Genomic DNA, 13,418 nt, shown 5'->3' with positions numbered 1-13,418 from the left:
CGGCAGCTCCTATCTCGCCTTCCCGTCTATCCGACGACCCCTATAGATTGGCCGACAACGGCCGATATACCCCCCGTGATACCAAATTAAGGTCCGGGGGAGTTTCAGCATGTATCAATGGTTAGCCGAGAATCTGGGAAACGTCAGCGTCAAACGCAAACTGGGGATCGGCTTTGGTCTGGTGCTGTTACTGACCCTGTTGATTACCTTCACTGGCTGGACCGGCCTGACCGGCGTGACCAGTCGCGGCGATAAACTGGGTTTCATTTCCGAGATCAACGGGCTGACCAAAGACCTGCGCATCGCGCGCCTGGACTACGAAATGCGCCGCGGCGAACAAGGCCCGGGCGTCGTCAACGACTTGCTCAGCAAGCTCGAAACCAGCCTGCAGACCGCTCGCACCCTGATTGAGCAACCCGCTGACGCCGCCAAGGTCGATCAGCAATTGGCGGCCGTCGCCGAGTACCGTCGCGCGTTCAGCGATATGACCCAGGCCGGCGCCCACCGCGAAGAGGCTCGTGGCAAACTCGGCGTCACCGCCGACAACGCCATAGCCCGCGTGGCCGACGTGGAAAAATCCATGCTGCAAGGCGACAGCGTGAGCGCCTTCAACAGCGTGATCGATCTGACCAAGCTGATCCAGCAGGCTCGTTTCCAGGTTCGCGGCTACACCTACAGCGGCAAGAGCGAAGCCGAACAACCCGCGTTGAACGCTATCGATGATGCCCTGAAAAATCTCGAGAGCCTGCCGGCCAAACTGCCTGAGGAGCATCTCGCCAACCTGCAACAGGCAACCGACTCGCTCAAGGCCTATCGCGCCGCTGTCAGCCAGTTCCGCGATGCCCAATCGGCCAGCGCCAAGGCCTTGGTGACCATGGCTGCCCAGGGCAACATCCTGCTGGATGTGAGCGAAAAACTCACTGCCTCGCAAACCGTAGTGCGCGACACCGATGCTGCACACGCCAAGGACATGCTGGCCCTCGCCACCGTGCTGGCCATCGCTTTCGGCCTGCTGGCCGCCTGGGCGATCACCCGCCAGATCATCATTCCGCTGAACCAGACCCTGGCCGTGGCCCAGCGCGTGGCCAGCGGTGACCTGACCCACAACCTCGTCTCCAAGCGTCGCGATGAACTCGGCCAGCTGCAGCGTGCCATGCAGAGCATGACCCAGGGCTTGCGTGAACTGATTGGCGGCATCAGCGATGGCGTGACTCAAATCGCTAGCGCCGCCGAAGAGCTGTCCGCCGTCACCGAGCAGACCAGTGCCGGGGTCAACAATCAGAAAATAGAAACCGATCAGGTCGCGACCGCCATGAACGAAATGGCCGCCACCGTGCAGGAAGTCGCGCGCAACGCCGAGGAAGCCTCCGAGGCCGCCGTCGCCGCAGACCAGCAAGCGCGTGAGGGCGACAAAGTGGTTGGCGAAGCCATCGCCCAAATCGAGCGCCTGGCCCTGGAAGTCGGCCACTCCACCGAAGCGATGGGCGAGCTCAAACGCGAAAGCGACAAGATCGGCAGTGTCCTGGACGTCATCAAGTCCGTGGCCCAGCAAACCAACCTGCTGGCGCTGAACGCGGCGATTGAAGCCGCACGGGCCGGCGAAGCGGGTCGCGGTTTTGCCGTGGTGGCTGACGAGGTCCGCAGCCTGGCCCAGCGTACCCAGAAATCCACCGAGGAAATCGAAGAGCTGATCGTCGGCCTGCAAAACGGCACGCAGCAAGTTGCGAGCATCATGGACAACAGCCGCAACCTGACCGACAGCAGCGTCGAACTGACCCGTCGTGCGGGGGGTTCGCTCGAGAGCATCACCCGCACTGTCTCCGCAATTCAGGCGATGAACCAGCAGATCGCCGCTGCCGCTGAACAGCAAAGTGCAGTGGCGGAAGAGATCAACCGTAGCGTGCTGAATGTACGGGATGTGTCGGATCAGACCTCGGCGGCCAGTGAAGAGACCGCGGCGTCCAGCGTTGAGCTGGCGCGGCTGGGGACGCATTTGCAGATGCTGGTGGGCAGATTCAAGGTTTGAGGTGATTCATCTGCCTCGGTTCGCTATGGACCGAAGTGATGCAATCGCCAGCAGGCAGGCTCCCACAGGGTTTGGCATCAACACTACAAACTCTCTGTGGGAGCCAGCCTGCTGGCGATTAGCGACCCCAAGGCCGCGGCCTTTAGAGAACCTGCCGCAAAAACGCCTGCGCCCGCGGATCCTTCGGCGAATCGAAGAACTGCGCTGGCGACGCATCTTCCAGCAACTTCCCGTGATCGAAGAACAACACCCGGTCCGCCACTTCCCGGGCGAAGCCCATTTCGTGTGTGACACACACCATGGTCATGCCTTCCACAGCCAGGTTCTTCATGACGTCCAGCACTTCGCCGACCATTTCCGGATCGAGCGCCGAGGTCGGCTCATCGAACAGCATGACCTTGGGCTCCATCGCCAGCGCCCGGGCAATCGCCACGCGCTGCTGCTGTCCGCCGGACAGGCGTGATGGGAATTCGTTGGCCTTCTGTGCAATCCCGACCTTTTCCAGCAATGCCATGGCTTTGGCCTCGCGCTCTTTCTTGCCGCGCTTGCGCACGACTTTCTGGGCCAGGCAGAGGTTTTCCAGCACGGTCATATGCGGGAACAGGTTGAAATGCTGGAACACCATGCCGACTTCGCGGCGATAGGCGTTGACGTCGGTTTTCGGGTCGGCCAGTTGCAGGCCGTCGATGCTTACCGAACCCGAGTCGAACTCCTCCAGTCCATTGAGGCAACGCAGGAAGGTCGATTTGCCGGAGCCGGAGGGGCCGATCACCACCAGCACTTCGCCTTTGGCGACGTTGGTGCTGACGTTATCCACCGCACGCACCACCAGCCCGCGGGTGTCATACACTTTTACCAGATCACGGACTTCAATCACTTTGCGCGAGCCTCCGCTCAAGACGGCTGGCGATTTTCGACAGCGGCAGGTTGATCAACAGGTACAGGCCGGCGACGCAGAACAGGATTTCGAACGGTGAAAACGAAGTGGTGATGACTTCACGGCCGCTTTTCAGCAGTTCGGTAATCGCGATCACCGACACCAGAGACGTGTCCTTGACCAGGCTGATGAACTGCCCGGCCAGCGGTGGCAATACGCGCTTGAAGGCTTGCGGCAACACCACGTGGCGCATCGACTGCCCGGCGCTCAAGCCCAGCGAACGCGCGGCTTCATTTTGGCCACGAGCAATCGACTGCACGCCGGAACGGATGATTTCCGCCACGTAGGCACCGGTAAACAGCGACAACGCGGCGATCCCGGCGAATTCCCGGGACAGGTTCATCACCGTGCCGATGAAGAAGTAGAAAATGAAAATCTGCACCAGCAGCGGCGTACCGCGCACCAGTTCGACGTAAATCGTCGAGAGGTCGCGCAGGGTCGGGTTGTTCGACAGACGGCAAAGGCCGGTCGCCAAGCCAATCAGCAGACCCAGAACGCCCGACACGACAGACAACCAAAGCGTCGTCCACAGCCCCCACAACAGCGGTCCGGCGGCCCAGTGCCGGGTCACGCCAATCACGTCACCTTCAGCCACGTCATCGCCCTGAGCGACTTGCAGGCTGTTGTCGTCAACAATCAGGTGTTGTTCTTCACCCGCGTCATTGCGCAGGGTGACCTCAGCCTTGTCGCCCTTGCGCACCAGTTCGCTGACAGTGGAAATGTCGGCAGCGCGCTGGGACTCTTCGGCGTGATAGGCGAAATATTGCGGCACGCGGTTCCAGCGCCATTCGTAGGACATCAGCGAGGTGGCGTAATACAACGCGCCGGCCAGGCCGATCAGCACCAGCACGGTCAGCACGTGCCAGGGCCATTGGGCTTTTTTCAGTGTCATTGCAAGTTCCGGGTTTGTGTTGCCTTGAAGGCCATCATCGCCAGCAGGCTGGCTCCCACAGGGGAATGCATTTCATTGTGGGAGCCCGCCTGCTGGCGATGGGAGCGACTCGGTCTTTCTGACCGGCCTTATTCCATGTCCTTGAGCCACTCGGTGCTCTTGAACCACTTGTCATGGATGCGATCGTAGGTGCCGTCTTCGTGGATCTGGTGCAGGAAGTTGTTGATGAAGTTGATGCTGTCGTAGTCACCCTTCTTCAGGCCGAAAGCCAGTGGTTCGTAGGTGAACGGCTTGTCGAGGAACACCAGCTTGCCGGCGCCGACCTTGTTCACCGCAACGACGTTGTACGGTGCGTCGTAGATGAAGGCATCGGCCTTGCCGTTGACCACGTCGAGCACGGCTTCCTGCTCGTTGTCATAGCCGTGGTACTTGGCTTTTGAGATCAGCTTCCTGGCGACCATCTCGCCGGTGGTACCCAGCTTGGAAGTGATGCGGTAGTCGGCAGTGTTCAGATCTTTGTAGGACTTGATGGTGCCCTCCAGCTCTTTGCGGATCAGCAGGGTCTGGCCGACCACGATGAACGGTTCGCTGAAGTTCAGGCGCAGGTTGCGTTCCTGAGTCAGGGTCATGCCGCTACCGATCATGTCGAATTTGTCGGTCAGCAAGGCCGGGATGATGCCGTCGTAGCCGGTAGACACCAGCTCCAGCTTGACGCCCATGGCCTTGGCCATGGCTTTGAGAAGGTCGACTTCGAAACCGATGATCTCGCCGCGCTTGTTGGTCATTTCGAAGGGCATGTAGGTCGGATCCATGCCGACTTTCAATGTGCCGCGCTTGACCGCGTCATCGATGGCACCCGCTTGCGCCGTGCTGACTGCGACCAATGCCGTGACGCCGACCAGCAGCATCGACAGATACTTCTTCATCTTAAAGTCCCCAAAAACATTGCGTTGTGAGGCGCGCAAAAAGGCAGCTCCCCTGAAGGAAACGCACCCCTACGGACAAAAATTATCCGGGCACACCAATTCGGGGACGGATCCTAACGCACTCGTCTGTTTGCACAAGGGTTTGGGGACGATCAGGCAAAAAAAACCCCGCTGGATAGCGGGGTTTTTTCATCAGGCCGGTTGTGCCTGCACGCTCAAGGGCTTGAGCGGCAGCAGCGGCGCATGGGGATCGGCCTTGACCGATTTGCGCCACGCACCGAGCCACTCAGGGTGACCTTCGCTCCAGACCTGCTCATGCAGGCGCGCCAGAGCCACCGGGTCGCTGAGCAGTTGCACACGCTCATTGTTGGTCAACCCTTCAGGGCCGACTTTCATGGCGTGACGAACCCGCTCGATCCGCAGCCACTCGATCGGCTCGGCCTGACCGTGACGAGAAGTCGCCAGCGAGCACGCCAGGGCGTTCTGCTGTGGATCGACCACTGCCCGGACGAAGCCGTCGTTCAGCGCATGCCAACGGTTTTCGTGGGTGTACTGGTCAGTCGCCAGCAACGCCTGTGGCGGATTGTATTCCTCAGGGATCAGGAACAGGCTTTCGTCACGGGACTTGAGGCCCAGGCCAACTCGACTGGAGATCACCGACACCGGGATCGACAGCATCAACGAACCGACGATCGGTACCAGCCACCAGAGAAAGCTCGGGTTCAGCCAGATCACCAGCAAGGCCCAGAAGAAGCCCAGCAAGGTTTGCGGACCGTGGCGTTTGACCGCTTCGCTCCACGGCGTGGAGTCGTCGTCACGTTGCGGCGAGTTCCAGGTCGCGGCCCAGCCCAGGAACGCGGCGAGGACGAAACGGGTGTGGAAAATCATCCGCACCGGCGCCAGCAGCATGGAGAACAGCATCTCCAGCAGCATCGACAGGGTCACCTTGAACTTGCCGCCGAACTCTTTCGCACCCTTGGCCCAAATCAGGATGATGCTCAACAGCTTCGGCAGGAACAGCAGCACGACAGTGGTCGAGAACAGCGCGATCGCTTTGTCCGGATGCCATTGTGGCCACAGCGGATAGAGCTGACGCGGCTCAAGGAAGTATTGCGGCTCCATCAACGTATTGACCGCCAGCAGCGCCGTCGACAATACCAGGAAGAAGAACCACAACGGCGCCGACAGATAAGACATCACGCCGGTCAGGAACACTGCACGGTGCACCGGGTGCATGCCCTTGACCAGGAACAGGCGGAAGTTCATCAGGTTGCCGTGGCACCAGCGACGGTCACGCTTGAGTTCGTCCAGCAGGTTCGGCGGCAGCTCTTCGTAGCTGCCCGGCAAATCGTAGGCAATCCATACGCCCCAACCGGCACGACGCATCAGCGCGGCTTCAACGAAGTCGTGGGACAAGATCGCACCGGCAAACGCACCCTTGCCCGGCAACGGCGCCAGGGCGCAGTGCTCGATAAACGGCTTCATGCGGATGATCGCGTTATGGCCCCAGTAATGCGACTCGCCCAGCTGCCAGAAGTGCAGACCGGCGGTGAACAGCGGACCGTACACACGGGTCGCAAACTGCTGCATGCGCGCATACAGGGTGTCCATGCCCGACGCACGCGGCGCGGTCTGGATGATCCCGGCGTCCGGCGTGGCTTCCATCAAACGCACCAGACTGGTCAGGCACTCACCGCTCATCACCGAGTCGGCGTCGAGTACGACCATGTACTTGTAGTCACCGCCCCAGCGACGGCAGAAGTCGTCGAGGTTGCCGCTTTTACGTTTTACGCGACGACGACGGCGGCGATAGAAGATCTTGCCGAAGCCCCCGGCTTCGCGGCAAACATCCAGCCAGGCCTGTTGCTCGGCGACACAGATATCGGCGTCGTTACTGTCGCTGAGGACGAAGAAATCGAAACGGTCCAGGTCACCCGTGGCCGCAACCGACTCGAAGGTCGCCCGCAGGCCGGCGAATACCCGCGGCACGTCTTCGTTACAGATCGGCATTACGAGTGCGGTGCGCGCATCTTTCGCAATCGGCTCGTTACCGGCACTTTTACCGGAGATACGGTACTTATCGTGACCGGTGAGCAACTCAAGGAACCCCATCAGCGCGGTCCAGAAACCGGCCGAGACCCAGCAGAACAAAATCCCGAACAGAATCAGGATGCTGGTCTGCAAGGCATACGGCAGCACTTGCGTGGCGGTTTGCAGCAGCGGTTGATGCAGCACTTCGTTGAGGTCGACGAACGACCAGCCCTGGTAAGGCATGATGCCTTTCATGTACCAACCGGCGACGATGGTCTGGCCGAGCATCAGCACCAACAGAATGTAGCGACGGATCGAACCTACGGTGCGCCAGCGTGCGGCCGGCAGGACACGTTCGTCCTTGGGCGGCTTCGGCGGGTTGGTACGACCGGTCATCCGGCGCCAGCCTCGCACCAGGATGTTGGTGCGCCACGGCTCCGGCACGACCTTGGTGCGGCGAATCGGCGGGGTCGCCTTGAGGCAGATCCGACCGCTGGCGTCGAGCGCCAGCATTTCCGCGTCCTGCAATTCTTCGGCAGTGCTCAGCGTCAGGCGCTTGCCCACCGAAGCCTGAGCGGCCTCGGTCGGGGCGTCGAACGTCGATGACGACAGGCGTTCATGCAGTTCGCTGAAGGACTGGCAACCGGCGAGTTCCGCACGTTGCTGGTCGCTCATCGGCAGATGCGCCAGATACTCGGCAAGAGTTTCTGGCTGTACTTGGGAATTACTCATCGGCAGGCAACTGATAGCTCCAGGTTTCGGTCAGGACTTCTTCAGTCGGTGCCGATTCCGGTGTGACTGGGGCCGCGCCGGCAGCGGCAGGCTGCTGGGCGTCTTTGTTGTTGGCCTTGTCCTTGGCATCTGCAACCGGCTTGACGTCGGCCTGCTTGGCCTCGGCGGCCTTGGCTTCCTTGTCGGCTTTTTCCTGCTGCTTGGCGGCGACTTTGTCAGCCTTGGCAACGGAGGAGTTGGACGCTGGAATCGAAGTCTTGGCCAGGTCCGCAGGCACGATGTTCTGCACCAGCGCGGCACGCATTTCAGTAGCCTTGCCCGGATCCTTGATCTTCATACGCAGCGTCAAGCGCCAGCCCTTGGTTTCAGGGTTGTAACGCACACTGTTCTCGACCAGTTCGGCGTTATCACCAACGCTGACCTGACTGCGAACCTCCGCATCGGCTGGCAAAGCAGCCAGGGACGGACCTTCGAAATCCACCAGGTAAGCAACGCTGCCGTCCGGCTGACGAATCAGGTTGGACTGTTTGACGTCACCGGTAGAACGCAGGGTCTGCTTGACCCAGGCGCTGTCCGGGGCGTGGATCGAAGCCTCGTCCATGGTCCAGTGCATACGATAAGCGACATCGAGCGGCTGACCAGGTTCCGGCAATTTTTCCGGGTTCCAGAAGGCTACGATATTGTCGTTGGTTTCGTCGGCGGTCGGAATTTCGACCAGATCGACGGTGCCCTTGCCCCAATCACCCTTGGGCTCGATCCAGGCGCTCGGGCGCTTGTCGTAACGGTCGTCGAGGTCTTCATAGTGGCTGAAGTCGCGGCCGCGTTGCAGCAGACCGAAACCACGCGGGTTCTCGACCGAGAAGTTGCTGACAGCCAGGTGTTTGGGATTGTTCAGCGGACGCCAGATCCACTCGCCGTTACCGGCATGGATTGCCAGACCGCTGGAGTCGTGCAGTTCACGACGGTAGTTCAGCACTTTCGACGGCTGATTGGCGCCGAACAGGTACATGCTGGTCAGCGGTGCGATACCCAGTTTGCCGACCTTGTCACGCAGATACATCTGCGCCTTGACGTCGACAATGGTGTCACTGCCCGGACGCAAGGTCAGGCGATAGGCGCCGGTGGCACGCGGCGAATCCAGCAGTGCAAAGATCACCAGGTGCTTGTCGCCCGGTTTTGGCTGTTGAATCCAGAATTCGCGAAAACGCGGAAACTCTTCTCCGGACGGCAAGGCGGTATCGAGTGCCATGCCGCGGGCGGACAAGCCGTAGACGTGACCCTTGCCCACGACGCGGAAGTAGCTCGCGCCGAGCATGGTCATGATTTCGTCTTGCTTGTCGGCCTTGTTGATCGGGTACAGCACACGGAAACCGGCATAGCCCAGTTGTTCGGTGGCCTTAGGATCAAAGTTCAGGTCGCCAAAGTCGAAACGACTTGGGTCGTATTTGATTTCTTCGACGGTGTTCGCGGTGATTTCATTGATTTTCACCGGCGTATCGAAATGCATGCCCTGGTGATAAAAGGACAGCTTGAACGGCGTCTTTTGATCAGCCCATTCGGCTTTTTCGGTCAGAAAACGGATTTTCTGATAGTCCGCGAATTTCATTTCACGAAATTCGTTCGGCAGGTTACTGCGCGGCGCTTCGTACTTCTGCCCGGCCAGCTCTTTTGCCTTGACCGACACATCATCCAGATTGAATGCCCAAAGTTGGCCGGCGCTGAGCAGGCAGAGCAGTGCAGAGCCCGCTACCAGTGCGCTACGTAACCGTTTGGCAGACAATTTTGGTGCATTACAGGGACTAACAATCACGAGCAACCCTCGCCGAAAACAGATCAAAAAACCAACGGCCAGTTGAAGGGTTTGTGCGGATCCCGGCGTAAAAAAACCGGCCTTACAAACCACTCTTGCCAAGTTGGCGAGCATTGTTCCGACTCCGCTGGGGCAAAATGATTCCCCAATCGGATCAGGACAAGTCTCTACCTAAGTCAAAATGGACCAACGAACGCCGATCCCCGTAGCGCGCGATTATCTAGTAGGCCGCGTTACAACGCATCAGGCGTAACAAAGTATTTATCGGGGAAAACGCCTGTTTTCAGCCGAAAAGCGCTTAAAAAGATGTTTCAAGGGCTTTCAGGTCTGTAACAGGAAGGTAACCGGGCCATCGTTGACCAGGTGCACCTGCATATCCGCGCCGAATCTACCTGATGCCACAGTGCCATGCACCTGTTTCGCTTTGTCTAATAGGTAGTTGAAAAGTTCCTCTCCCTGGGCCGGAGGGGCCGCGGTCGAGAAACTCGGACGCAGCCCGCTCCTGGTGTCGGCGGCGAGGGTGAACTGAGAGACCAGCAGCAACCCGCCGCCGACATCCGCCAGGGACAGGTTCATCTTGCCCACGGCATCGCTGAATACCCGATAGTTAAGCAGCTTATTTAGAAGTTTGTCGGCACTGGCCCGAGTGTCTTCGGGCTCGACGGCCACCAGCACCAACAAACCCTGATCGACGGCACCCACCACCTCGCCCGCTACCTCGACCCGTGCTCCACGCACCCGTTGCAACAAGCCTTTCATGCTTCTTCGGGCGCCAGGTCGAGCAGGCGGCGCGCCATCTGATTGGCGGCCCGAACCAGCGCGTCAGTGATGCCTGGCTCGGAAGCGGCGTGACCGGCATCACGAATCACCTGCAGTTCACTGTTCGGCCAGGCCTGGTGCAACTCCCAGGCGTTGTCCAACGGGCAGATCACGTCGTAGCGACCGTGCACGATCACCCCCGGCAAATGGGCGATCTTGCCCATGTCGCGAATCAACTGGTTCGGTTCAAGGAAAGCGTTGTTACTGAAGTAATGACACTCGATGCGTGCGATGGACAACGCACGCTGCGGCTCGGAGAAACGATCGACCACCAGCGGGTTCGGACGCAGGGTTGCGGTGCGCCCCTCCCACGTGGACCAGGCCTTGGCCGCATGCATCTGGGCAATCTGATCGTTGCCGACCAGGCGCTTGTGGAAAGCCTTGAGCAAGTCGTCACGCTCGTCCAGCGGGATCGGCGCGATGTAGTCCTGCCAGTAGTCGGGGAACAGACGACTGGCGCCCGCCTGGTAGAACCATTCGATTTCCTGCGTACGGCAAAGAAAGATCCCGCGCAGGATCAGACCGTGCACCCGTTCCGGGTGAGTTTGCGCGTAGGCCAGCGCCAGGGTCGAACCCCAGGACCCGCCAAACAGCACCCATTTTTCGATGCCCAGATGCTGGCGAATCCGCTCAAGGTCGGCAACCAGATCCCAGGTGGTGTTGTTTTCCAGACTGGCGTGGGGAGTGGAACGACCGCAACCGCGCTGGTCGAAGGTGACAATGCGGTACAGGTTCGGATCAAAGAAGCACCGACTCTGGGCATCACATCCGGCACCGGGGCCACCGTGGATGAACACCACCGGCAAACCTTGCGGAGAACCGCTTTCATCGACATACAGGGTGTGGGTCGCATCGACAGCCAGATCGTGCCGGGCGTAGGGTTTGATCTGCGGGTACAAAGTCTGCATTGCGCGCTCCGTAAGGGGTCGAGGTCATCCCTGGGGGGACTTCTATTATTCTGCCGTGGGGCATCATAAACCCGATTTACGTCAATGAGCATGCCCAGCCTGGCAAGAGTTCGCAATCAAACCTGTGGCGAGGGAGCTTGCTCCCGCTGGGCTGCGTAGCAGCCCCAAAACCCTTCAACCGAGTTTTGTCAGATACACCTGACTGTCCGGGTTTACGACGGCTTCGCCGCCGGACGGGAGCAAGCTCCCTCGCCACAAAAGCCCACTTGCCAGCGTTTCGTGTTTAAGCGCTGTAGTGCTTTTCGCCCCACGCCAACAACCCTTGCAGCAATTCCTTCAACACAACCTGCGTCGGCTCCGCCAGGTCCGGCCGGTAGCGGAACGGCTCGAACTCTTCCATATACGTGCACTGCCCCAGCTCCAGCTGCACGGCGTGGATGTTTTCGGCCGGGTTGCCGTAATGCCGGGTGATGTGGCCGCCCTTGAAGCGACCGTTCAGCACGTGGGTGTATTGGTCATGACGCGCACAAATGGCTTCCAGTTGCGTCGCCAACTGCTGATCGCAACTGGCGCCATTGAAGGTGCCGAGGTTGAAGTCCGGCAGCTTGCCGTCGAACAGGTGCGGGATGATCGAGCGGATCGAGTGCGCATCGAACAGCAGCGCGTAGCCAAATTCGGCCTTCAGACGCGCCAGCTCGTTTTGCAGTGTGCTGTGGTACGGCGTCCAGATCTGCTCCAGATAAATCGCGCGTTGTTCTTTGGAAGGCTCCTGCCCTTCGCGGAACAACGGCACGCCATCGAACAACGTGGCCGGGTACAGGCCGGTGGTCGCGCCGACATATAACGGTTTGTCGTCGGACGGGCGGTTCAGGTCGATAACGAACCGCGAATACTCGGCGGCCAGGGTACTGGCGCCCAGTTCGGCGGCGAAGTCGTAGAGCTGCGGAATGTGCCAGTCGGTGTCCGGCAGGCTTTTCGCGTCAGGGATCAACCCGGCTTCGACCGCAGGCGTCAGGCGCACGCCAGCGTGGGGCATGCTGATCAGCAGCGGCACGCGGCCTTGTTTGAAGTTCAGAACCTTATCCACAGCAGATCTCCTGCAAACTTGATTCGACGCCGTGGCGCACGACGCGTTTTTCCAGGTCGCCGCCGAGCCAGTAACACAGGTCGGCCGGACGATCGATTTGCCAGGCGACGAAGTCCGCGACCTTGCCGACTTCCAGCGAACCGTGGGTGTCGGCCATGCCCAATGCAGTGGCGGCATGGATCGTCGCACCGGCCAGGGCTTCTTCCGGGGTCATGCGCAAACAGGTGCAGGCCATGTTCAGCATCAGGCGCAATGACAGCGCCGGCGAGGTGCCGGGGTTGAGGTCGCTGGCGATGGCGATTTTCACGCCGTGCTTGCGCAGGGCTTCCATCGGCGGCAATTGGGTTTCGCGCAGGAAGTAAAAGGCCCCGGGCAACAGCACCGCGACGGTGCCGGACTTGGCCATGGCGATGGCGTCGTCTTCGGTCATGAATTCCAGATGATCGGCGGACAACGCCTGGTAACGCGCCGCCAGACTCGAGCCGTGCAGCGACGACAGCTGCTCGGCGTGCAGCTTCACCGGCAAACCCAGCTTCTGAGCGGTGATGAATACGCGCTCGACCTGCGCCGGGGAGAACGCCAGGTACTCGCAGAACGCATCCACGGCGTCCACCAAGCCTTCGGCGGCCAGGGCCGGGAGCATTTCAGCGCAGATGTGATCGATGTAATCGTCGGCACGATCGGCATATTCCGGCGGCAAGGCATGAGCCGCCAGACAGGTGCTGCGAACGCTGACCGGCAATTCTGCACCGAGGCGACGGGCCACACGCAGCATCTTGCGTTCGTTGGCCAGGTCCAGGCCGTAGCCGGATTTGATTTCGATGCTGGTAACGCCATCGCGCATCAGGCTTTTCAGGCGCTTGGCTGCGCTGGCGAACAGCTCGTCTTCACTCGCAGCGCGGGTGGCACGCACTGTGCTGGCGATGCCGCCACCGCTGGCTGCGATGTCCGCATAGCTGACGCCTTGCAGACGCTGCTCGAATTCGCCGCTGCGGTTACCGCCGAACACCGTGTGGGTGTGGCAGTCGATCAGGCCCGGCGTGACCCAGGCCCCGTTCAAATCGTTGACCGCCGGGTACTCGCCCGCCGGCAGTTCAGCGCGAGGGCCGATCCACTCGATGAGCGCACCGGACGTCACGATGGCCGCGTCCTCGATAATCGAGTAGACGCCTTGGGCCATGGTTGCGACGTGGCAGTGTTGCCAGAGGGTTTTCATCCCTTAGTCTCCACAGTATTCAAAATCGAATCGC

Annotated in this window: 10 protein-coding genes and 1 pseudogene; 2 read left to right on the top strand and 9 right to left on the bottom strand. The window is 60.4% G+C overall.

All coding sequences use genetic code 11. The features are described from left to right. Positions 1-109: 109 nt before the first annotated feature. Positions 110-1,171, top strand: a pseudogene (locus QMK58_RS28850) (methyl-accepting chemotaxis protein); the annotation flags it as partial. After that, on the top strand, positions 1,154-2,026 hold the full coding sequence (locus tag QMK58_RS28845; protein WP_413817419.1) for a methyl-accepting chemotaxis protein: 873 nt from the start codon (positions 1,154-1,156) through the stop codon (positions 2,024-2,026). The pseudogene QMK58_RS28850 and the gene QMK58_RS28845, both read left to right, overlap by 18 nt. A gap of 142 nt (positions 2,027-2,168) precedes the next feature. Here the strand turns inward: QMK58_RS28845 and QMK58_RS02460 are convergent, their stop codons facing one another. From QMK58_RS02460 to hutI, 9 genes are all read right to left on the bottom strand, one after another. Beyond that, the gene (locus QMK58_RS02460) at positions 2,169-2,903 is read right to left on the bottom strand and encodes an amino acid ABC transporter ATP-binding protein (protein ID WP_053153291.1); all 735 of its coding nucleotides are present in this window, start codon (positions 2,901-2,903) and stop codon (positions 2,169-2,171) included. Beyond that, on the bottom strand, positions 2,896-3,855 hold the full coding sequence (locus tag QMK58_RS02455) for an amino acid ABC transporter permease (RefSeq protein WP_053153287.1): 960 nt from the start codon (positions 3,853-3,855) through the stop codon (positions 2,896-2,898). Before QMK58_RS02455 ends, QMK58_RS02460 begins: the two co-directional genes overlap by 8 nt. 128 nt (positions 3,856-3,983) lie before the next feature. Then, positions 3,984-4,781, bottom strand: coding sequence for a transporter substrate-binding domain-containing protein (locus QMK58_RS02450; RefSeq protein ID WP_053153284.1), 798 nt, complete (start codon positions 4,779-4,781; stop codon positions 3,984-3,986). A gap of 192 nt (positions 4,782-4,973) precedes the next feature. Continuing rightward, positions 4,974-7,544 carry a glucans biosynthesis glucosyltransferase MdoH gene (gene mdoH / locus QMK58_RS02445; protein WP_053153281.1) on the bottom strand — a complete coding sequence of 857 codons (2,571 nt, stop codon included), beginning with the start codon at positions 7,542-7,544 and terminating at the stop codon, positions 4,974-4,976. After that, positions 7,537-9,354 carry a glucan biosynthesis protein G gene (locus QMK58_RS02440; protein ID WP_053153378.1) on the bottom strand — a complete coding sequence of 606 codons (1,818 nt, stop codon included), beginning with the start codon at positions 9,352-9,354 and terminating at the stop codon, positions 7,537-7,539. The genes mdoH and QMK58_RS02440 overlap by 8 nt, the downstream gene beginning before the upstream one ends. A gap of 321 nt (positions 9,355-9,675) precedes the next feature. Next, positions 9,676-10,113 carry a D-aminoacyl-tRNA deacylase gene (dtd, locus tag QMK58_RS02435; protein ID WP_053153280.1) on the bottom strand — a complete coding sequence of 146 codons (438 nt, stop codon included), beginning with the start codon at positions 10,111-10,113 and terminating at the stop codon, positions 9,676-9,678. Beyond that, a complete protein-coding gene (pip, locus tag QMK58_RS02430; RefSeq protein ID WP_053153277.1) occupies positions 10,110-11,081 on the bottom strand; it encodes a prolyl aminopeptidase in 972 nt (323 codons plus the stop codon). Before pip ends, dtd begins: the two co-directional genes overlap by 4 nt. A gap of 283 nt (positions 11,082-11,364) precedes the next feature. Next, the gene (gene hutG / locus QMK58_RS02425; RefSeq protein WP_320395824.1) at positions 11,365-12,168 is read right to left on the bottom strand and encodes an N-formylglutamate deformylase; all 804 of its coding nucleotides are present in this window, start codon (positions 12,166-12,168) and stop codon (positions 11,365-11,367) included. Next, positions 12,161-13,384, bottom strand: coding sequence for an imidazolonepropionase (gene hutI, locus QMK58_RS02420; protein ID WP_320395823.1), 1,224 nt, complete (start codon positions 13,382-13,384; stop codon positions 12,161-12,163). The genes hutG and hutI overlap by 8 nt, the downstream gene beginning before the upstream one ends. Positions 13,385-13,418: the final 34 nt, after the last annotated feature.

Origin of the sequence: Pseudomonas sp. P8_241 (assembly GCF_034008315.1) — a bacterium.
In the GTDB taxonomy this organism is placed as follows: Bacteria; Pseudomonadota; Gammaproteobacteria; order Pseudomonadales; family Pseudomonadaceae; genus Aquipseudomonas.
Note: the sequence above shows the minus strand (reverse complement) of the source record. Positions and strands in the feature narration are given on the sequence as shown.